At 56.8% G+C, this 20,901-nt stretch carries 17 protein-coding genes; 5 read left to right on the top strand and 12 right to left on the bottom strand.

Features of this window, described 5'->3' with window-relative positions:
- Window positions 1-5 precede the first annotated feature (5 nt).
- Complete coding sequence (rpe, locus tag AAC621_RS04530) at window positions 6-692, bottom strand: ribulose-phosphate 3-epimerase (protein ID WP_340252631.1); 687 nt, start codon at window positions 690-692, stop codon at window positions 6-8.
- Between the two features lie 133 nt (window positions 693-825).
- Here rpe and deoC point away from each other — a divergent pair, with 133 nt between their 5' ends.
- Genes deoC through AAC621_RS04545 form a run of 3 tightly spaced genes read left to right on the top strand, consistent with a single transcriptional unit; the run spans window position 826 to window position 5,330 of the window.
- Window positions 826-1,839: a deoxyribose-phosphate aldolase gene (gene deoC / locus AAC621_RS04535; protein WP_340252633.1), complete on the top strand. Its 1,014-nt coding sequence runs from the start codon at window positions 826-828 to the stop codon at window positions 1,837-1,839.
- Between the two features lie 8 nt (window positions 1,840-1,847).
- Window positions 1,848-4,211 carry an aldehyde dehydrogenase family protein gene (locus AAC621_RS04540; RefSeq protein WP_340252635.1) on the top strand — a complete coding sequence of 788 codons (2,364 nt, stop codon included), beginning with the start codon at window positions 1,848-1,850 and terminating at the stop codon, window positions 4,209-4,211.
- A gap of 15 nt (window positions 4,212-4,226) precedes the next feature.
- A complete protein-coding gene (locus AAC621_RS04545; protein WP_340252637.1) occupies window positions 4,227-5,330 on the top strand; it encodes a pyridoxal phosphate-dependent aminotransferase in 1,104 nt (367 codons plus the stop codon).
- A 1-nt stretch (window position 5,331) separates the two neighbouring features.
- Here the strand turns inward: AAC621_RS04545 and AAC621_RS04550 are convergent, their stop codons facing one another.
- Window positions 5,332-6,537, bottom strand: coding sequence for a pyridoxal-phosphate-dependent aminotransferase family protein (locus AAC621_RS04550; RefSeq protein ID WP_340252639.1), 1,206 nt, complete (start codon window positions 6,535-6,537; stop codon window positions 5,332-5,334).
- 137 nt (window positions 6,538-6,674) lie between these two features.
- Here AAC621_RS04550 and ygfZ point away from each other — a divergent pair, with 137 nt between their 5' ends.
- Window positions 6,675-7,436, top strand: a complete 762-nt coding sequence (gene ygfZ / locus AAC621_RS04555) for a CAF17-like 4Fe-4S cluster assembly/insertion protein YgfZ (protein WP_340252641.1) — start codon at window positions 6,675-6,677, stop codon at window positions 7,434-7,436.
- On the opposite strand, the gene yghU is transcribed toward ygfZ, so the two are convergent.
- The 7 genes from yghU to AAC621_RS04590 all read right to left on the bottom strand — a co-directional run bounded on the left by yghU (window position 7,437) and on the right by AAC621_RS04590 (window position 17,055).
- On the bottom strand, window positions 7,437-8,300 hold the full coding sequence (yghU, locus tag AAC621_RS04560) for a glutathione-dependent disulfide-bond oxidoreductase (RefSeq protein ID WP_340252643.1): 864 nt from the start codon (window positions 8,298-8,300) through the stop codon (window positions 7,437-7,439).
- Between the two features lie 44 nt (window positions 8,301-8,344).
- A complete protein-coding gene (gene ileS / locus AAC621_RS04565; RefSeq protein ID WP_340252645.1) occupies window positions 8,345-11,260 on the bottom strand; it encodes an isoleucine--tRNA ligase in 2,916 nt (971 codons plus the stop codon).
- A 212-nt stretch (window positions 11,261-11,472) separates the two neighbouring features.
- Window positions 11,473-12,462 (bottom strand): YcjF family protein, encoded by a 990-nt coding sequence (locus AAC621_RS04570; RefSeq protein ID WP_340252647.1) that lies wholly within the window; start codon window positions 12,460-12,462, stop codon window positions 11,473-11,475.
- A gap of 131 nt (window positions 12,463-12,593) precedes the next feature.
- The gene (gene rpsD / locus AAC621_RS04575) at window positions 12,594-13,214 is read right to left on the bottom strand and encodes a 30S ribosomal protein S4 (RefSeq protein WP_340244762.1); all 621 of its coding nucleotides are present in this window, start codon (window positions 13,212-13,214) and stop codon (window positions 12,594-12,596) included.
- A gap of 200 nt (window positions 13,215-13,414) precedes the next feature.
- Window positions 13,415-13,651: a hypothetical protein gene (locus AAC621_RS04580; protein WP_340252649.1), complete on the bottom strand. Its 237-nt coding sequence runs from the start codon at window positions 13,649-13,651 to the stop codon at window positions 13,415-13,417.
- Between the two features lie 20 nt (window positions 13,652-13,671).
- Window positions 13,672-14,505 carry a Hint domain-containing protein gene (locus AAC621_RS04585; RefSeq protein ID WP_340252651.1) on the bottom strand — a complete coding sequence of 278 codons (834 nt, stop codon included), beginning with the start codon at window positions 14,503-14,505 and terminating at the stop codon, window positions 13,672-13,674.
- Window positions 14,506-14,775: 270 nt separating this feature from the next.
- Window positions 14,776-17,055, bottom strand: coding sequence for an adenosylcobalamin-dependent ribonucleoside-diphosphate reductase (locus AAC621_RS04590; protein WP_340252653.1), 2,280 nt, complete (start codon window positions 17,053-17,055; stop codon window positions 14,776-14,778).
- Window positions 17,056-17,172: 117 nt separating this feature from the next.
- Between AAC621_RS04590 and AAC621_RS04595 the strand changes: the two genes are divergently transcribed.
- Complete coding sequence (locus tag AAC621_RS04595; RefSeq protein WP_317656483.1) at window positions 17,173-17,604, top strand: DUF1489 family protein; 432 nt, start codon at window positions 17,173-17,175, stop codon at window positions 17,602-17,604.
- Here AAC621_RS04595 and hisG read toward each other — a convergent pair.
- Genes hisG through hisS form a run of 3 tightly spaced genes read right to left on the bottom strand, consistent with a single transcriptional unit; the run spans window position 17,601 to window position 20,877 of the window.
- On the bottom strand, window positions 17,601-18,290 hold the full coding sequence (gene hisG / locus AAC621_RS04600; protein ID WP_317656485.1) for an ATP phosphoribosyltransferase: 690 nt from the start codon (window positions 18,288-18,290) through the stop codon (window positions 17,601-17,603). The genes AAC621_RS04595 and hisG overlap by 4 nt on opposite strands.
- Entirely contained in the window at window positions 18,287-19,399 is a 1,113-nt protein-coding gene (locus AAC621_RS04605; protein WP_340252656.1) for an ATP phosphoribosyltransferase regulatory subunit, read from the bottom strand. Before AAC621_RS04605 ends, hisG begins: the two co-directional genes overlap by 4 nt.
- Entirely contained in the window at window positions 19,396-20,877 is a 1,482-nt protein-coding gene (hisS, locus tag AAC621_RS04610; RefSeq protein ID WP_340252658.1) for a histidine--tRNA ligase, read from the bottom strand. The genes AAC621_RS04605 and hisS overlap by 4 nt, the downstream gene beginning before the upstream one ends.
- Window positions 20,878-20,901: the final 24 nt, after the last annotated feature.

Raw genomic sequence — 20,901 nt, forward strand, 5'->3', positions numbered from 1 at the left:
CTTTTTTATTGCGCGGATGCGGCCGCTTTTCGGATAGACGCGATATTATCGCCGTAAACCTCAGGGCGATCAACCGAGCCGCCCTTGAAAACGGCTGAGCCTGCGACCAACACATCCGCGCCCGCGGCAGCCACCAATGGTGCAGTTACAGGATCAACACCCCCATCGATCTCAATATGGATCGGACGATCCCCGATCATCGCGCACAGACGCGAGATTTTGTCCGTCAGATCAATAAATTTCTGCCCACCAAAGCCTGGGTTGACCGTCATAACGCAAACCAAATCGCACAAATCCAAAAGATGCGCGACACTGTCGGCGGGTGTTCCAGGGTTCAACGCCACCCCAGCTTTCATGCCTGCACCACGAATGGCCTGCAGCGTGCGGTGAATATGCGGGCCCGCCTCAATATGCGCGGTCAAAATATCTGCCCCTGCATCCGCATAGGCATCAATATAGGGGTCAACAGGCGCGATCATCAGATGCACATCCATGACCGTTTTCACATGAGGGCGAAAGGCCTTCACCGCAGGCGGGCCAAAGGTGAGGTTCGGCACGAAATGCCCATCCATGACATCGATATGCACCCAATCCGCCCCTTGCACCTCAATGGCGCGGATCTCTGCACCAAAATTGGCAAAATCCGCAGAGAGAATAGACGGGGCGATTTTTATCGAGCGATCAAAGGGCATCGGGCAGGGCTTTCAAAAGTTTGGGCTAAAGCGTTGTCTCTCCCTTAACGCTCAATTCTACCCCTGTCACCACCTTGCCAAGCATCGCCGCGCGTGTAAGCGTAAGAGCTGACTGTATGAGTGACGCCAAAACATGACCCAAACCACCAAAACTTTTGCCGCAACGGGCCACCAGACGGGCCATGCGCAGCTGCCGCAATTGCACCTCCCCCGCAACGAGGGAATGGCGCTCGACCTTGATTGGGTTGCGCGTGCTACAGCAAATCGATCTGCAATTGAACGGCGCGCAGCCACAATTGGCACACGGCGCAGCGTGAAAAAAGCATATCAAACAGCATGGCTCGCCCGCGCCGTAACGATGATCGACCTGACCACATTGTCAGGCGATGACACCAAAGCGCGTGTGGCGCGGCTTTGTGAAAAGGCCAAGCAGCCCGTGCGCGCAGATATTCTAGAGCGTCTGGGACTGCCGCAGATCACAGTGGGGGCGGTCTGCGTCTATCACGACATGGTCGAGCCCGCGCTTAAGGCGCTGGAGGGCAGCGGCATCCCTGTGGCAGCGGTATCCACCGGTTTTCCTGCGGGGTTGTCGCCCTTTCATCTGCGCGTGGCAGAGATCAAGGAAAGCGTTGCCGCGGGCGCGCAAGAAATCGATATTGTGATTTCGCGCCGCCATATCCTCGAGGGGAATTGGCAGGCGCTTTATGACGAGATGCGAGAGTTTCGCACGGCTTGCGGCGCGGCCCATGTCAAAGCGATCTTGGCCACAGGCGAACTTGGAACATTGCGCAATGTCACGCGCGCAAGCCTCGTTTGCATGATGGCGGGCGCAGATTTCATCAAGACCTCAACAGGTAAGGAAGCGGTCAATGCCACCCTACCCGTCAGCCTAACCATGATCCGCGCAATCCGCGCTTATGAGGCGCGCACAGGGTTTAAGGTCGGCTACAAACCCGCAGGTGGCATTTCCAAAGCGAAGGACGCGCTGACCTATCTGGCGCTAATGAAAGAAGAATTGGGACAAGCTTGGATGTCCGCGCAGGTTTTCCGCTTTGGCGCGTCCTCTCTCCTTGGCGATATTGAACGCCAACTCGAACACCAAGCCACGGGTGCTTATTCCGCCCGTTACAATCACCCGATGGCCTGAGGCAGATCATGAATATCACCGAAATTTTCGAAACCATGGACTATGGCACCGCGCCCGAAGCCGATACTGAGGCGCGCGCATGGATTGCGGGGCATCATGGCCAGTTTGGACATTTCATCAATGGCAGCTTCACTAAAGGCCAAGATCATTTGGAAACCCGCAACCCTGCCTGTGGCGAGGTTTTGGCGCATGTCGCGCAAGCAACTGAAACGGAGATAGACACGGCCATTAGCGCGGCGCGAAAGGCCTTTGGGCCATGGTCACGGCTCAGCGATCATGCGCGCGCGCGCTACCTTTATGCTTTGGCGCGAGCCTTGCAAAAACACAGTCGCCTCTTTGCAGTTCTCGAAACTCTCGACAATGGCAAGCCAATCCGCGAGGCACGCGATGTCGACATTCCGCTTGCTCAGCGGCATTTCTACTATCATGCAGGCCTCGCCCAATTGCGCGGAACTGTTGCCGAAGACCATCAACCGCTTGGCGTTTGTGGGCAAATCATCCCTTGGAACTTTCCGCTGTTGATGCTCGCTTGGAAAATTGCCCCTGCCTTGGCCGCGGGCAATACGGTTGTGTTGAAGCCTGCGGAATTCACCCCGTTGACCGCCCTTCTATTCGCAGAAATCTGTCAGGAGGTTGGCCTGCCCAAAGGTGTTGTGAACATCATGACAGGTGATGGCACAGCGGGTGCCTATTTGGCCGCGCATGCAGGTATCGACAAATTGGCCTTCACAGGCTCAACCGAAGTTGGGCGCAAAATTTATCAAGCCCGCGCAGGATCAGGCACGAAACTCAGCCTCGAATTGGGTGGTAAATCGCCTTTCATCATCTTTGATGATGCCGATCTCGACAGCGCTGTTGAGGGCTTGGTTGATGCGATTTGGTTCAATCAAGGGCAGGTCTGTTGCGCGGGGTCACGCCTGTTGGTGCAGGACAGCGTGGCCGATGAGGTCTATGCCAAAATTCGCGCGCGGATGGCAAAACTGCGCGTGGGTGATCCGCTGGATAAATCCATCGACATCGGTGCGATGGTCGATGACAGCCAAGCCGCGCGCGTGCGCGACATGGTGTCGGGTGTTGATGCATTCAGCCCTGAATGTGCCTTGCCTGAGACAGGCTGCTTTTTGCCGCCGATGCTGATCACTGATCTCGGCACCGCCCACCCCCTGATGCAGGAAGAAATTTTTGGCCCCGTTCTTGTGGCCGCGCGGTTTCGCACCCCTGAGGAGGCCGTGAGCCTTGCCAATAACACGCGTTACGGCCTTGCCGCGTCAATCTGGAGTGAGAATATCAGCCTTGCGCTTGATATTGCCCCGAAATTGGCAGCGGGTGTTGTCTGGGTCAATGGCACCAATATGTTTGACGCTGCTGCGCCCTTTGGCGGGGTGCGTCAATCAGGGGTTGGTCGTGAAGGTGGGGTTGAGGGGCTGCGCGCCTATATGAAGGTACCGCTGCCCCTGACCAAAATTGAAAAACCAGTGCACCACCCCGCCCCTGCAACGCCCAAGCAAGCCAATACACCCGCGATAGACCGCACCGCCAAACTTTACATTGGCGGCAAACAAGCCCGCCCTGATGGCGGCCATGTCATTCCAATTTGGTCAAAATCGGGTGACATGCTTGGCCAATTGGGCCGCGGCAACCGCAAGGATATTCGCAACGCCGTTGAGGCTGCGGAAGCCGCGTCAGGATGGGGCACGATGCCAGCCCATAGCCGCGCGCAAATCCTGTATTACCTCGCCGAGAATTTGGCGGCGCGCGGACAGGAATTTGCGGAACGTCTCTGTGATCTCACAGGACAATCCAGAGCCACCGCCAAAGCGGAGGTTGAAACAAGCCTAAGCCGCCTGTTCAGCTATGCCGCATGGGCCGACAAATTCGCAGGCGAAGCGCGGGCCGTGCCGTTGCGCGGCTTGGCGATGGCGCTACGCGAGGCGGTCGGGGTGATTGGCATCATAGCCCCGCAAAACGCCCCGCTCTTGGGCGCAATTTCGCTTCTTGCGCCTGCGGTCGCGATGGGGAACCGCGTGGTTCTCCTGCCCAGTTTGGAAGGTGGTCTTGCGATGACCGATTTCTATCAAGTGCTCGACACATCCGATGTGCCCGCAGGCGTGATCAATATTGTGACGGGCAACCCATCCGAGATGGCCACAGATTTAGCAGCGCATATGGCCGTTGATGCAATCTGGAATTTCAATGCAAATATAGAGGCGCATCTCATGGACACTAAGGCCTCTCTCAACCTCAAACGCAGTTGGGGCCTGGCAGGCTTTAAGGGCAAAAGTCCCGACTGGCGCAATCCCGCTTGTGAGGGCGTGGTATTTTTGGAAGAAGCAACTGAAGTCAAAACCGTTTGGGTTCCATACGGGGCCTGAGGACCAAACCATTTCATGACCAGCCCACGCTACACCAAGCTTATTGATAGCCTGCCCGCAAAAGTCCCGTTTGTCGGCCCCGAGGCGCAAGAACGCGCGCAAGGCTTTAACTTTGTCGCAAGGCTTGGCGCCAATGAAAGTGTTTTTGGCCCTTCGCCCAAGGCGATCGCCGCAATGCAGGCCGCAGCGCGCGATGTGTGGATGTATGGCGATCCTGAACTCCATAATTTGCGGCATGCCCTTGCAGCGCTCCATAGGGTCGCGCCTGAAAACATCGTGGTGGGCGAAGGGATAGACGGGTTACTTGGATATTTGGTGCGGCTGTTGGTGGCCGAGGGGGATGCTGTCGTTACCTCGCTTGGGGCTTACCCCACTTTTCTTTACCATGTCGCGGGATTCGGTGGGCAGGTTACGACTGTGCCCTACAAAGACGATCACGAAGACCCTGAAGCACTGCTTGCGGCGGCGCGGGCGACCGGCGCAAAGCTGCTTTATCTTGCAAATCCTGACAATCCTATGGGCACATGGCACAAGGCCGAGGCAATCGAACGGCTTATCGCCGCGCTGCCCCCTGAGACGGTGCTAATCTTGGACGAGGCTTATGCCGATACAGCGCCGCAAGAGGCCATTCCTGCGATGGATGTCAGCCATCCCCGTGTGATCCGAATGCGCACCTTCTCCAAAGCCTATGGTCTTGCGGGGCTTCGCGTGGGTTATGCCATCGGCCATTACCAGCTGATCCGTGCGTTTGACAAAATCCGCAACCATTTTGGGATGGGGCGTATCGCACAAGCGGGCGCTTTGGCGGCCCTGAAGGATCAAGATTACCTCAATCAAACCGTTCAGAAAATCACCCAAGCCCGCGCCGAGATTGCCCGTATCGTGCAAGAGAATGGTTTAACGCCGCTGCCTTCGGCCACGAATTTCGTGGCGGTGGATTGCGGTCGCGATGGCGCCTATGCAGAGGCGCTTCTCAACGAGTTAACCAAGCGCGGCGTATTTCTCCGCATGCCCGCGATTGCCCCGCTCAATCGCACAATCCGCATCTCATGCGGGGATGCCGCGATGTTGGCACATCTTGAGGCAGAATTGCCAAAGGCGCTTGCCACCTTCGGCTAGATCAGCCTGCTTCGCCAATGACCTCAATCGCGGCCTCTAACCCTGTTGGGTCATGCGGGATCTGCATCGCCTTCATACCTGCTTGCAAACTGCCCAACAGGCCCAAAACCATATGCGCATTCACGTGCCCCATATGGCCGATACGGAAAAAATCAACTGCTCGCGCAGGGTCAGGCCGCAACCCCTGCAACGGGATGCCCAGTGTCACGCCTGCCGTTGCTGTCATCCAATCACGCATCTTCGCGCCATTCCCCGTGCCCATATCCACGGTGGTCACAGCATGCGAGCGTTTAGCAGGATCCGCAATATTGGCCGCAACAGGGCCATTCGCACCCCAACGATCTAAGGCCGCCCATACGGCACGGGCCAAAGTCGCATGGCGCGCCCAAACGGCCTCCAACCCTTCTTCATGCAAGATCATGTCCAAAGCCACACGCAACCCGTAGAGGTGATGGGTCGGCGCAGTGCCGTTGAAATATTTGTAAAATTCGGTCGGATTCACACGGGGCCGCCAATCCCAATAGGGCGTCACACAATTGGCCCGTCCCCGCGCTTGATCCGCTTTTTCCGAGAAATAGACAAACCCAATCCCGGGCGGGGTCATCAAACCCTTTTGGCTGCCTGTGACCATCACATCCACGCCCCATGCGTCAAATTCAAACGCATCACAGGCGAGACAGGCGATGTTGTCAGAGAATAACAGCGCGGGGTGCCCCGCTGCATCCAAGGTCTGCCGCAAGGCCAAAATATCATTGCGCACACTGCTAGAGGTATCCACCTGCACCGCGAGAACGGCCTTGATCTCATGAGCCTTATCTGCCGCCAAGGCCTCAGCAACACGGGTCATGTCGATATCGGATTGAGGGCCAAAATCAATGATCTCGCAGTCAATACCCAGACCCGCCGCAAACTCGCCCCATCCAAGGCAGAAGCGCCCCGTGCCAAGCACCAAAATCTTGTCGCCCCGCGACAGCGTGTTGCACAGCGCCGCCTCCCAGACACCATGACCATTGGCAATATAAATCGCCACATTCGCCTTTTGCGCACGACCAACCGCCTTGAGATCAGGGATCAGCCCATGCACCATTTCGACCAACTCGCCCGTGTAAATATTCGGCGCGGGACGATGCATGGCCTGCAATACGCGATCAGGCATGACCGAAGGGCCAGGAATGGCAAGATAGTGACGACCGTTGGCAAGGCTCATGGAAGTGTCCCTTTGTTGAAATCGGCAAAAAGCAAGGCACAGGCTTTTGCGTCTTGGTGCAATTTCAATTACTCTGACGGCCTTGGCAAGAGCGCAAGAATGATTAGCTCTCTGGTCAAGACAAGGGAAAAAGCGCCATGACCAAAGAGCAGCCACAAAATCGTAAAATCATTGAGGTATCAGGGTCTGACCGCGAGAAATTCTTGCAAGGTTTGACCACCAATGCCGTCCCTGAAGATGCCGAAGGGCTGCGCTACAGCGCGATCCTGAGCCCGCAAGGGAAGTATCTGGCTGATTTTTTGATGCTGACCCGCGGCGATCGCGTTTTGCTTGATGTGGACGGTGATTTGGCCGCACCGCTGATGCAGCGCTTGTCGATGTATAAGCTGCGCGCAGATGTAGCACTGACCCTCTCGGATATGACAGTGGCCGTGGGGCATGGCACCCTGCCACAAGGGGCATATGCTGATCCGCGTGACCCTGCCCTTGGTTGGCGCGCCTATGGCCAGTCGGGCTTGCCCAACTTATGGGATGCAGCAGAATGGAAAACAACGCGCATTGCCCATTTGATCCCCGAGCATGGGCGCGAACTGATCCCCAATGACAGCTATATCCTAGAACTTGGATTTGAGCGGCTAAATGGTGTGGATTTCAAAAAAGGGTGCTATGTCGGCCAAGAGGTGACAGCGCGGATGAAACACAAGACCGAGTTGCGCAAAGGGCTGGCGCGGGTTACGGTCAGCGGCACAGCTGCGGAAGGCGACCTCATCACCGCGAACGGCCGCGAGGTCGGGCAGCTTCATAGCATTTCTGGGGATCAAGCACTGGCGTACTTACGTTTTGACCGCGCCCAACCTGTTATGCAGGCGGGCGCAGCCGAGGTGCATTTCGCGGAGTAATCACCCGTCGATTTTATCCTGCGTGCGGTTCAGGAAATTATCGGCAGAATGACGCTCGTGCAATTGCCCTTCAAGCGGGCCATAGGTGCGGTTGACCATCGCACCGCGCTGCACAGCAGGGCGGGCATAGAACCGCTCGGCCCAAGCGACCACATTTTTATAGTCATGCACAGAGAGAAACTCACCCGCGTCATAGGCCTCACCGCGCACAAGGCGACCATACCATGGGGCAATGGCAATATCGGCAATGGTTATCTCATTCCCCACCATCCAATCGCGCCCTGCAAGATGACGATCAAGCACATCCAATTGGCGCTTCACCTCCATCGCGAAACGATTGATCGGGTATTCTTGCGCAAATGGGGCATAGGCATAGAAATGCCCAAAACCGCCGCCCAAATAGGGCGCGCTTCCCATTTGCCACATGAGCCACGACAAGAGTTCTGGCCGATCCTCTGGGCGGCCCAAGAAGGCGCCAAATTTTTCGGCCAAATGCATCAAAATCGCGCCCGATTCAAAAACGCGCACAGGGGTTTGGCCAGAATAATCCATCAGCGCGGGAATTTTCGAATTGGGGTTCACATCAGTAAAGCCGGAACCGAACTGATCGCCATCCAGGATACGGATCAGCCAAGCGTCATACTCCGCCGCATGACCCGCGGCGAGCAATTCCTCGAACATCACCGTGACCTTTACCCCGTTGGGGGTGGCTAATGAATAAAGCTGAAACGGATGATCGCCCCGTGGCAAATCCTTGTGATGGGTAGGCCCTGCAATTGGGCGGTTCAAACCCGCCCATTTGCCGCCATTTTCCTTGTCCCAAACCCAAACCTTTGGCGGTGTATATGGCGCATTTTCCGACATGATCCGTCCCTCATTTCTTGAACATAAAAAGGAACCTAACCCTTTCAGGTCAACGCGCTGTTGCAGCGCCCGCAAACATGGGCATGGCTGTGGCTGCCCACATCAGGCAGGATCTTCCAACAGCGCGCACATTTTTCGCCATCCGCTTTGGCAAAGACCACACCAACCCCCTCAATTTCGGGCAAGGTGAAGGCATCCGCGGGCATCGCCTCATCGCTCAGCGTGACCGCAGAGGTGATGACCAAATCCTCGAACTGCACAGATTGCAGCGCTGCGCGCATTGCGGCATCTGCCACGTAGATCACAGGCGCGGCTTCTAGGGAGGCCCCAATCACCTTGTCACGGCGCTGCACCTCAAGCGCGGCTGTCACCACGCGGCGCGCACGGCGGATCATCGCCCATTTCGCGGCCAAGTCTGGATCATGCCACGCCGCAGGGGTGTTGGGGAAATCCACCAGATGCACTGAGGCCTCAGGGTCTTTGTTCCGCTCAAGCCAGACCTCCTCCATGGTGAAGGTCAAAATTGGCGCAAGCCAAGTGGTCAGGCGTTGGAATAGGTGATCCAAAACTGTGCGCGCCGCACGGCGTTGCGCAGTATCACCATCACAATAAAGCGCGTCTTTGCGGATATCGAAGTAAAAGGCCGACAAATCAGTGGTCGCAAAATTGAACAGCGCTTGGAACACGCCTTGGAAATCATATTTCGCATAGCCTTCGCGCACGATCCGATCCAACTCTGACAAACGATGCAGGATGAACCGCTCCAACTCGGGCATATCAGCGGCTTCTGTGCGGTCGGTTTCCGTTAAATCACCCAAGGAGCCAAGCATAAACCGCATCGTATTGCGCAAACGGCGATAGCTGTCGGCCACGTTCTTCAAGATCTCAGGCCCGATGCGCAAATCCGCCGTGTAATCGGATTGCGCCACCCAAAGCCGCAGAATATCGGCGCCATATTGGTCAATAACCGCCTGCGGCGCGACCGTATTGCCCAAGGATTTGGACATTTTCATGCCCTTCTCATCCAGCGTGAAGCCATGGGTCAGAACACCGCGATAGGGCGCGCGACCGATTGTGCCGCAAGCCTGCAACATCGAGGAATGGAACCACCCGCGATGCTGGTCTGTGCCTTCGAGATAGAGATCGGCAATCCCGTCCTCTGAGCCATCCTCGCGATCCCGTAAGACAAAGGCATGGGTCGAGCCAGAGTCAAACCAAACATCCAAGATATCAAAGACCTGCTCATAGGCATCTGGGTCATATTCATTGCCCAAGAAGCGGGCTTTGGCCCCCTCCTTATACCATGCATCTGCGCCCTCAGCCTCAAAGGCCTCAAGGATGCGGGCATTCACCGCGTCATCGCGCAGTAAGAAATCGGGGTCACTTGGCTGTGCATCTTTTTTGACAAAACAGCTGAGCGGCACACCCCATGCACGTTGCCGCGACAACACCCAATCGGGCCGCGCCTCGATCATCGAATGCAGACGATTGCGCCCGGTCTGCGGTGTCCATGTCACCAATTCATCAATCGAGCGCAGCGCGCGTTCGCGGATGGTCTTGCCATAGTTGTCATCCCCGCCAATCTCGCGATCAATGGCGGCGAACCATTGCGGGCGGTTCAGGCGGATCACAGGCGCTTTTGAACGCCAGCTATGCGCGTCCGAGATGGTGATGCGGCGGCGGGCCAGCAGGCCGCCAACCTCAACCAGCTTGTCGATCACGGCCTTATTGGCCTTACCCGCCTTGCCGTTTTCTTCGATGACGCGAAGCCCTGCAAAGAAAGGCAGATCAGCGCGGAAACTGCTGTCATCCAGAATATTATAGGTCATCTCAAGCCCATGCTTGAGGCCGATTTGATAGTCATCATCCCCGTGACTTGGCGCGGTATGCACGAAACCCGTGCCCGCATCATCGGTGACATGGTCGCCTGCAAAAAGTTTGACCTCAAAATCCCATTCGCCATTCGCGCCCTCAGCCCCATTCAGCGGGTGATGGGTGACAAGCGTGGCCAATTCATCGGCGCTGACGTCACGCAGGCGCGTGTAGTGGCCCGCCTCAAGACGCATCGCGCCAAGCGCATCCTCGGCCAGTTTATCAGCTACAAGATACCGATCACCAACCTTGGCCCAACATTCGTCAGGGGTCGCGGTGACCTCGTAAAGCCCGTAGGAAATCGAAGGGCCAAAACAAATCGCGCGGTTTTGCGGAATCGTCCAAGGGGTGGTTGTCCAGATCACGACAAAAGCACCACCAAGCACGCCAGAATTCTGCACCTTGAACGGCACCCAAATCGCATCGGTCTGGCGGTCGTGATATTCCACTTCCGCCTCGGCCAATGCGGTCTTTTCAACGGGCGACCACATCACGGGCTTCGAGCCTTGGTAAAGCGCGCCGTTCATCAGGAATTTCATAAACTCGCCCGCGATCACCGCCTCGGCGTGGAAATCCATGGTGAGGTATGGCTTGTCCCAATTCCCTGTTACGCCAAGGCGCTTGAACTCCGCGCGCTGCACATCAATCCACCCTTCGGCAAAGCGGCGGCATTCCTGACGAAAATCGACAACGTCAATTTTATCCTTATCTTGGCCTTTGGCGCGATAGGCCTCCTCAATCTTCCATTCGATGGGCAGGCCGTGACAATCCCAACCAGGAATGTAGCGCGCCTCATGGCCCATCATCTGTTGGCTGCGCACAACCATATCCTTCAGCACTTTGTTCAGTGCGTGACCGATATGCAGATTACCATTGGCATAGGGGGGGCCATCATGCAGCACGAATGGTGGGCGTGGCGCGCCTGCCTTAGCCGCCTCTGCCGCCTTGTCGCGCAGGCGTTGATAAACGCCAATTTTCTCCCAACGGGCCAGCCAATCAGGCTCGCGCTGTGGCAGGCCTGCGCGCATCGGGAAATCAGTTTGGGGAAGGTTCAACGTGTCTTTATAATCGGGAAGATCGGCACACATGGGAAGGACGTCCTATTGGCTGAAACGGGTTATGGCAAGCCATGACCAATGAGAGGGGAAAGAGCGGCGCGATAGCTCAACACCTTAGTCCCGGCGGCCCTGCTGATCAGAGCGCCGGGCAGATAATTCGTAGGGAAATCTGCGTGTTCATCCGTCTCATGTTTAGCCCTATATCGCTGCAGGCGCGCGGGGTAAAGCTGCGCTTTGCGCGATCAGCCCTTTGACCCCGTGAAAAGCCCAGAAAATGCCTCGGATAAAACACTGCGCAAAGCTGGGCGGGGTAAGGCGTGAAAGGGCAAAGGTCGGCAAAGCTGCATCGCAATTACCCCAAGCCGCGCGGTCATCGCCCCATTGAAGACGCCTTCACCAAAGCGGCGCGATAATTTCCCTACCAATGACCCGCCCAAAGTAGAACTGAGCAAATCATCCCCAATGGCAATGGCCCCTGTCGCCACAAGTTGCGCAATCGCTGACCGCGCCAAGCGCATGGCGCCAAACGTGCCCGCACGCCCGCCATAAATCTCGGCCACACGGCGGATCATCCGCAGATTGATCCAAAAGCTGATGACCATATCAAGCGACCCCATCGGGACGAGGGCCGTGACACTGGCAACACGGCGGGTGGCTTGGGCCACCTCAGCACGGGCCTGTGCATCTAGCCCTTCCAAAAACGCTGTCTCAATCACGCCCATTCGCAAATCTGCATCAAGCACATCCTCGACACTCTGCAAACGGTGGTCTGCTGCGCCCTGCACGCCCATGCGGTCGCGATAAAGCGCGCGCAGTTTGGGGATCAAAGCGGAAAGCTGTGCTAGGTTTTGGGCGGTCAAGGCCGATTGGGCCTCAGCCTGCAAAGCCGTCATGCGCGACAGCCGCGCATAGGCCCGCCATTCGCTGATCGCAAAGACGATCACAGCCACGAAAAACAGGCCCACAATCGCAAGGGCCACCTGCCCCCAGATTGTGCCGCGCGCCATCATATCAAGAACAAAACCCCAAACAGCGTTGATCAACAGAGCACTGGCAAGGCCGCCCGCCGACCAGAGCAAAAACCGCGATGCACCTGACATCTTTTGGGGCGCGGGCGGTTCATCGGGCGCGGCGGATGGCGCGTCAAAAATCGCAGGCGCGTCCACGGGGGATGCGCCACCAACGCTCTCCGCTGCCTCATCCAAAATGATTGGGTTTTTCCGCGTGGCCATACGCCCCCCCTCCTCACTTCTCCGTCACCCGCAAGGGAGAGCATAAGCAAAGAACCCTGCAGAGGAACAGTCACAAAAAAGCGCGCCACAGGGGGCGCGCTTTTGATCTTCTGAACTTGTGGCGGCGAAGATTAGTTCTTCGCGTAGAATTCAACCACGAGGTTTGGTTCCATCACGACAGGGTATGGCACATCGCCCAAACCAGGAGTGCGCACGAAAGTCGCGGTCATTTTGGAATGGTCGGCCTCGACATAGTCAGGCACATCACGCTCTGCCAATTGCACAGCTTCCAGAACTGTTGCCAATTGCTTAGATTTCTGACGCACCTCAACAACATCACCCTCTTTCACGCGATAGGATGGGATATTGACGCGCTTGCCGTTCACCAAAACATGGCCGTGGTTTACGAATTGGCGGGCCGCAAAAACGGTTGGCACGAATTTCGCGCGGTAAACAACGGCGTCCAAGCGGCGCTCCAACAGGCCGATAAGGTTTTCACCTGTATCACCTTTTACGCGCTCTGCTTCTGCATAGATGCGGCGGAATTGCTTTTCGGTCAAATCGCCGTAATAGCCCTTCAGCTTCTGCTTGGCGCGCAACTGCGTGCCGAAGTCAGACAGTTTCGCCTTGCGGCGCTGACCATGCTGGCCTGGGCCATATTCGCGGCGGTTTACTGGGGATTTGGGGCGGCCCCAAATGTTTTCGCCCATGCGGCGGTCGATTTTATACTTGGCAGACGTGCGTTTGGTCACGGCTGATCTCCTTCGTTAGAACGCCCCAGATCGGAGCTATGAAGGGCGTTGTCCTTTGCCGCTGCTTTCGCTTTGGCCGACAGGCATTCCCTTGCGGGGGCCACCAACACCAATGAAAAGAAGCACCGCAAACGGTGCCTCAGTGACGCGCGGGCTATAGGGGATTCCTCGCGCTGTCAAGCGCATGGGGGAATTCAAGCCTAGCTTAAGCCGTAAATCCCACGCGATGGCCCTAGATGCGCGGATAAAATCGCGGCCTCCGCCGCGCCCAACATCCGCCGCACAGCGGGGCCAAAAAGATCGGGATGCCCTGCAAGATATAGGTGACGTTCATAACGGTCATCTAGGCAGGCGGCCGCATCGGCATCCATCTCGTCCTCGGGCAGTGCCGCATAAGCCGGGTGGAAACTTTCAACCGCGACACTGTTTGCAATCAAGACCTGATGCCCCTCAAGCATCACGTGAAATATGTGACAGAGGCCGCGCGGTGATCCACCCGCGCAGCCAAATCCCCTACCAAATCCTGTGCGCGCATCATGACCCCATCTTCGCCCCAAAGCGCCCGCGCCTCGGGCGATTTAATCAACACGCGATGATCAGGGGACACCAAGAGATCGGGTTCAGGTTTGCCTTTCCCAAAAAGACCCTGCGGCAATCGAATTGGGCAAAGATGTGGCATGGCAAAAAGTTGCGCGCCTGACAGGCTGCGCTGGCCCACCCATAGGACTTCTTTCAGACCATTGTCGCGGGTGACAAGATAATCCCCTGCCCGCACATCCTCGACCGCAATTTCCCCTTTCAGTGCCGCCAATCGCGTGCCTTTGACAAAGCAAACAATAGGGCCTTGGCGCCGAAAGCGCGCGGAACACCCGCCGCCCAAAGAGATGATTGTCAAATGTTGGCGCGAGGGTGGCATGCCATCGGGAAAGAGCAACACCGTTTCGCGGCTATCCTCAAGGGTAAGGGGAACGGCACTAAAAAACCGCACACCATCGGACAGCACCATCACATCACGATACAGGGGATCGTCAAAGTCGCTCGACAAGTGAGGCAGGGGCGCGGGTCTTTGCATGAACTTATGCACGACCCGCGCCGCTTTGGCACGAAGTTGGAGAAGATCACGGCTGGATGTCAGAACAAGGGCGGCGTCTTTGCCTTCAAGCGGGAAGGCACGACCGTGCCAGCTCCAACTCATCCCTTCAGCCAGATCTTTCTTGTTATAGTCCGAGTCTCCCTCGATCCGCGTCTGCGCCCAAGAAATGATGAACGCACCGCGCAACCCCATGCTCATGCGATGCCTGCCTTACTTGCCTCAATGCGTGCCGTTTATGTTTCGGCTTGGGAGGCAAGCTAGCATGGGTGATTCGTTCTGTGAATCCCCTTTGACGCGCTTTGGAACCAAATCGCATTATTAAAAATCCTTGCAAACGTCACTCTCGCCAAAGGCGAGCGCACAATAAACCTGACGGGGCCAGATTACGGCAGCCGCGTTCACAAGGCAGTTAATAATAAAATTGTGTATAAAATTTGTTTATGATTGTGGTGCATTATCCACAGGACCTTAGCCGCATTTTGAATAGCCACAATCGGTGCAGGTCATGCACCCCTCGCTCATCCGCATCGCAGACGACCCACAGGAATTACACTCTGCCGCCCCTGTGCGGCCTGCACCCAAATCATAAACCTCGGCGGTGGGGTCGGTTTTCAACCCCATCCCCTCGCCCGAAATAAACCCAATTGAGATCAGATGCCGTTCGATAACACCGCCAATCGCCGCTAAGATCGAGGGCACATATTTACCCCCAATCCATGCCCCCCCGCGCGGATCAAACACGGCTTTGAGTTCTTCTACCACGAAACTCACATCACCGCCGCGGCGGAAGACAGCCGACATCATCCGCGTCAACGCCACTGTCCACGCATAATGTTCCATATTCTTGGAATTGATAAACACCTCAAACGGCCTACGATGACCGCTGAGCACTACGTCATTGATCGTGATATAAATCGCGTGCGGGCTATCGGGCCATTTCAGTTTATAGGTATTGCCCTCTAGGGTCTGCGGCCGCTCTAGCGGCTCGGAGATATAAACCACTTCGCCCGTAGAGGCCTCGCGCGCGGTGGCGCCATCTGACTTTGCTTCTGCCTCAGAAACACTCAGGACACTGCCTGTCACATCATTGGGGCGATAAGTGGTGCACCCCTTACAGCCCGTTTCATAAGCCTGCAGATAGACATCTTTGAAAGCCTCAAAGCTGATATCTTGCGGCACGTTGATGGTTTTCGAAATCGAACTATCCACCCATTTCTGCGCGGCTGCCTGCATGCGCACGTGATCAGCAGGGGCAAGGGTTTGGGCATTCACAAAAAACGCAGGCAATTCTGCATCACCCTGTTTTTCGCGCCAAAGTTTGACCGCGTAATCGGTCACCTCCTCCTCGCTGCGTGACCCATCCCGCTGCAACACTTTGCGCGTGTAGCTATAGGCAAAAACGGGCTCAATCCCAGAGGAGACATTTCCCGCATAAAGGCTGATGGTGCCTGTGGGCGCAATCGAGGTCAAAAGCGCATTTCGGATGCCATCTTTGGCTATCGCCTCGCGCAAATCTTGATCCATTTGCGCCATATTCCCGGACGCCAAGAACGCCTCGGCGTCAAATAAGGGGAATGCGCCTTTTTCTCGCGCCAATTCAACCGAAGCCCAATAGGCCGCATGGGCAATTTCCTTCATCCAAATCTCGGATTGCGCCACAGCGTCATCGGCCCCATAGCGCAGGCCAAGCATCAAAAGGGCATCGGCCAAACCCGTCACACCCAAACCAATGCGCCGCTTTGCTTGGGCCTCACGGGCCTGCGCCTCGAGGGGAAAACGGCTGGCATCCACCACGTTATCCATCATCCGCACAGCGACCCGCACCAAAACCTTAAGCGCATCAAGATCAAGGGCCGCATCCGCCTCAAAGGGCGAGCGCACAAGCCGCGCAAGGTTAACAGAGCCGAGCAAACACGCCCCATAGGGCGGCAAAGGTTGTTCGCCGCACGGGTTGGTTGCCGCAATAGTTTCGCAATAGGCCAGATTATTGGATTGGTTGATGCGATCGATAAAAATCACACCTGGCTCAGCGTAATCATAGGTCGATTGCATAATCTGGTTCCACAGGTCACGCGCCTGCACCGTGCGGTAAACCTTGTTATCAAAAACCAATTCCCAAGGCCCGTCCGCTTTGACCGCCTCCATAAAGGCATCGGTGACGAGGACAGAGACATTGAACATCCGCAGCCGCGCCGCATCAGATTTGGCGGTGATAAAATCTTCGATGTCTGGGTGGTCGCAGCGCATTGTTGCCATCATCGCGCCGCGGCGCGAGCCAGCGGACATAATCGTGCGGCACATGGAATCCCAAACATCCATAAAACTCAGCGGGCCAGAGGCATCCGCGGCCACCCCCTTAACATCCGCGCCTTTGGGTCGGATGGTCGAGAAATCATAGCCGATCCCGCCCCCCTGCTGCATCGTCAAAGCCGCCTCTTTGAGCATATCAAAAATGCCGCTCATGCTGTCGGGAATTGTGCCCATGACAAAGCAATTGAAAAGCGTGACACTGCGCCCCGTTCCCGCACCTGCCGTGATGCGACCAGCGGGTAGATATTTGAAATCCTCTAGGGCTTCGTAGAATTTTTCTTCCCAATAGGCGGGATCTTTCTCCACCGAGGCCAAAGCCCGCGCGATCCGCCGCCATGTGTCCTCGACAGTGCGGTCAATGGGTGTGCCATCGGCCTCTTTGAGGCGATATTTCATATCCCAAATTTGTTCAGCAATTGGGGCAGAAAAACGAGACATAGCGCAGACTTTCACGATCAGATGGGGAAACACAACCTAGGGGCCTTGTCGCAAGCGGTCAACTTGAACCTTGCGAAAAATAGCATAAAATATCTCGAGGGACTTTGGGGAATAGATGTGAGCAGCACCATAAATCTGGTCAAATTATGTGTCGGCGCCGAAGAGGTGCAGGATCTTTTGAACTGGCAAAAGAACCCGCGCGCTTTGGGGCCATCGGGCCTGCCGCGCCATGTGACACGGATGTGGCCCAAGCGTGAGGCAGAAATTCTTGCAGGCGGGTCGCTTTATTGGGTGTTCAAAGGATTGATCCTGTGCCGCCAAAAAATCTTGGCCCTAGAGGAGGTTGATCGCGGCGATGGGATCAGACGCTGCGGCATCGTTTTGGAACAAGACGTCACCCGCGTAACACCCACGCCCAAACGCCCGTTTCAAGGGTGGCGCTACCTCAAACCCGAAGACAGCCCCCGCGATTTAAACGCCAATCGCGCAGAAGAAGAAACTTTGCCGCGTGAATTGCAAACCGCTTTGGCCGAAATTGGCGTTCTTTAGATCGAAAGCTTGGTTTTCAGCCCATCAAGGGCGGCTCGGGCCCCATCCGTCCAATCTGCGCCGCGCGCCCGAAACAGCATCGCTTGGCTGCGCAAGATCATCCCATCCGACAGGATTTTCAGGTTATTGGCTCGCAAGGTTTCCCCTGTTGAGGTGATATCAGCGATCAATTCCGCCGTGCCATGCGCCACGGTGCCCTCGGTCGCGCCTTGGCTGTCAACCAATTGATAATCGGCAACCCCTGCAGCGCGCAGATAGTCCCGCACCAGACGATGGTATTTCGTGGCGATCCGCAAACGCATCCCATGGGCCTCGCGGAAATCTGCGGCAACAGCATCAAGATCATCCACGCAATCCACATCAATCCAACATTGCGGCACGGCCAAGACCAAATCCGCAAAGCCAAATCCAAGCTCGGCCAATTCTTCCACCGACTGATCCCATGCTGGGATCTTCTCACGCACAAGATCGGTGCCCGTCACGCCCAAATGAATGCGGCCTGCCGCCATTTCGCGCGGAATTTCTCCCGCAGACAGCAACATCAACTGCATATCCGCCCCCGAAACTTCGGCGGCATAATCGCGCTCTGAGCCTGCGCGGCGCATCTCAACCCCACGCGCTGCAAACCAATCAAAGGTTTTTTCCATCAACCGCCCCTTAGACGGCACCGCAATACGCAAAGTCATATGCCACCTCCCTGACGCGAGAGGCCATGCAGCAATTCAGGACGGATCACCCCGCCCACGGCGGCAATCTCACGGCCATTGCCCAAGATTTTGGTCAGCGCATCATAGCGTCCACCTGTGGCAACGGGGGGCATATGCGGGTCAGTTTCGTTGAAAAAGCCGAACACAAACCCATCATAATATTCCATATTCGTCCGCCCATAGGAGGCCTCGAACCATAGGTCATCTACGGCGACACCTGCGGCGGACAGCGCCTCAATACGGCGCACCAAGCCTGAAATGGCGCTGTCGATCTGCGGTAAATCCAGAGCCAAATCCCGCAATTGTGCAACTGCGTTCGGCAGGGTTTCGCGCAAGGACAAAACCCGCTCCAAGGCTTCGGCCTGCGCCGCCGAAATACTGGGCGCATCATCATCCTCAGCCAAAGCGCGCATACGGCGCAAGACATCAGCGGGGCTGCGCAACCCACTCCAATTTTCAGTGGCATCAATCATGGCTTCAGGCCCCAAATCCGCCATTTGGGCAATCAATGCTGCGCGGGTCGCAGGGGCATCGCTGCGGCCTGAAAAACGATCTAGCAAGCGCCGAAAACGGCGCGGGCGCCACACATGACGCCGCAAGGCGCGTTTGCGCCGCTCGGTTGTATCAAGGGCAGATATCGCGGCCAAAACCACGCCAATATCCCCTGTGACGGCACGCAGGCCATAAGGGGCAAGCAACGTGGTAAAGAGGGCAAAGACTTCGGCATCCGCGCGCGCAGGGTCATCACGATCAAACAGCTCATATCCCACTTGCAGATATTCGCTCGCGCGGGCGGGACTGGCCTCCTGTTTGCGGAAAACCTCGCCCATATAGCTGTAACGCGCGGGCTCCGCCCCGTCCGACATATGGCGCTGCACCACGGGCACGGTGAAATCGGGCCGTAGCATCATTTCGCCGCGATTGGGGTCATGCGTGACATAGGCCCGAGCGCGGATATCTTCGCCATACAGATCAAGCAGCGTATCAGCAGGCAGCAAATGATCGGCCTCAAAAGCCACGGCGCCCGCGGCTTGGAATGCCACAAAGAACCGCTCCGCTTCCGAACGAATGGCCGCTTTTTGGCTCATCCCTGACGCTCCAATATGGCGCGAATTTCAGCGACCAGATCACCGCGCGCCACTTCGCGCTGTGCAGGTTGCGCCTTCCATTCCTCAAGGCTTGCATTGGCTGCAATCTCGGCCCCTAAGATCAGATCCTTGATCTGAACCACGCCGCGCGCGGCCTCGTCCGAACCTTGGATGACCGCAACAGGGCTTTCGCGTTTATCGGCGTATTTCAACTGATTTCCGAAATTCTTAGGGTTGCCCAAGTAAACCTCGGCGCGGATGCCTGCATTGCGCAACTCAGTCGCCATGGCTTGATAATCCGCCATGCGGTCGCGATCCATGACCGTCACCACGACAGGCCCCTGCATTGCACCGCTGATCCGTCCCTTGGCGCGCAATGCGGCCAAGAGGCGATCAACCCCGATGGAAACACCCGTTGCAGGCACATCTTGGCCTGTGAAGCGTTTGACCAAATCGTCATAACGTCCGCCGCCTGCAACAGACCCAAATTGACGCGGGCGGCCTTTGTCATCCAGAATCTCAAAGGTCAACTCCGCCTCAAACACGGGGCCCGTATAATAGCCAAGGCCACGCACCACCGAAGGATCAATCACGATCCGGTCGGGGCCATAGCCTTGCGCATCAAGGAGCGTGGCAATGGTTTCAAGTTCGGCCACCCCAGCCTCACCAAGCGCAGATGTGCCAATCAGCTTACGCAGCATCACCAAGGTCTCGGCATTGCTATCTGCGCGCGCCAACAGGAATGCCACGATCTGATCGGCCGCTGCCGCATCAAGACCCACACCATCGATATAAGCCCCAGACTCATCCAAACGGCCCTTGGTCAGCAATTGGATCACGCCTTCGCGGCCCACTTTGTCGAATTTATCAATCGTGCGCAGCACTGCTTGGCGGGTGGCTTCATCCTCGGATGACAATCCAATGGTCGCCAGAACCCCATCCAAAACCTTGCGGTTGTTCACCCGCACCACATAATCGCCGCGCGGAATACCCACAGCCTCAAGCGTGTCTGACAACATCGCGCAAATCTCGGCATCCGCGGCAACGCTGGCCGCGCCGATCGTATCAGCATCGCATTGGTAAAACTGGCGGAAGCGCCCCGGCCCTGGCTTTTCATTGCGCCAAACGGGGCCAAAGGTGTAGCGGCGATAGGGGCTTGGCAAATCATTGCGATATTGCGCCGCTACACGGGCCAAGGGGGCGGTCATGTCATAGCGCAGCGCGACCCAACCGCCGTCTTCCTCCTCCTGCCAAGCAAAAACGCCCTCATTGGGGCGATCAGTGTCAGGCAGGAATTTCCCCAAGGCCTCCACGGTTTCCACGGCGGATGTCTCAAGCGGGTCGAAGCCATAGCGCTGATAGGTTTCGGCAATGTTGGCAAGCATCTCTTGCCGCTCCAACACCTCCGCGCCGAAGTAATCGCGAAATCCACGCGGCGTCTCTGCCTTAGGGCGGGGCTGTTTTTTCTCTTTTGCCATAACCATATCCTCGATCTCGCGCGT

The organism is Roseobacter sp. HKCC-CH-9208 (assembly GCF_037805125.1).
Classification (GTDB): domain Bacteria; phylum Pseudomonadota; class Alphaproteobacteria; order Rhodobacterales; family Rhodobacteraceae; genus M30B80.

Coding starts and splice junctions, on each gene's coding strand:
- hisG (WP_317656485.1), bottom strand. CDS start 18,290: ATGACTTTGCGTATTGCGGTGCCGTCTAAGGGGCGGTTGATGGAAAAA.
- AAC621_RS04540 (WP_340252635.1), top strand. CDS start 1,848: ATGAATATCACCGAAATTTTCGAAACCATGGACTATGGCACCGCGCCC.
- AAC621_RS04550 (WP_340252639.1), bottom strand. CDS start 6,537: ATGAGCCTTGCCAACGGTCGTCACTATCTTGCCATTCCTGGCCCTTCG.
- AAC621_RS04585 (WP_340252651.1), bottom strand. CDS start 14,505: ATGAGCATGGGGTTGCGCGGTGCGTTCATCATTTCTTGGGCGCAGACG.
- deoC (WP_340252633.1), top strand. CDS start 826: ATGACCCAAACCACCAAAACTTTTGCCGCAACGGGCCACCAGACGGGC.
- rpe (WP_340252631.1), bottom strand. CDS start 692: ATGCCCTTTGATCGCTCGATAAAAATCGCCCCGTCTATTCTCTCTGCG.
- AAC621_RS04545 (WP_340252637.1), top strand. CDS start 4,227: ATGACCAGCCCACGCTACACCAAGCTTATTGATAGCCTGCCCGCAAAA.
- AAC621_RS04605 (WP_340252656.1), bottom strand. CDS start 19,399: ATGAGCCAAAAAGCGGCCATTCGTTCGGAAGCGGAGCGGTTCTTTGTG.
- ileS (WP_340252645.1), bottom strand. CDS start 11,260: ATGTGTGCCGATCTTCCCGATTATAAAGACACGTTGAACCTTCCCCAA.
- AAC621_RS04590 (WP_340252653.1), bottom strand. CDS start 17,055: ATGTCTCGTTTTTCTGCCCCAATTGCTGAACAAATTTGGGATATGAAA.
- ygfZ (WP_340252641.1), top strand. CDS start 6,675: ATGACCAAAGAGCAGCCACAAAATCGTAAAATCATTGAGGTATCAGGG.
- AAC621_RS04570 (WP_340252647.1), bottom strand. CDS start 12,462: ATGGCCACGCGGAAAAACCCAATCATTTTGGATGAGGCAGCGGAGAGC.
- yghU (WP_340252643.1), bottom strand. CDS start 8,300: ATGTCGGAAAATGCGCCATATACACCGCCAAAGGTTTGGGTTTGGGAC.
- hisS (WP_340252658.1), bottom strand. CDS start 20,877: ATGGCAAAAGAGAAAAAACAGCCCCGCCCTAAGGCAGAGACGCCGCGT.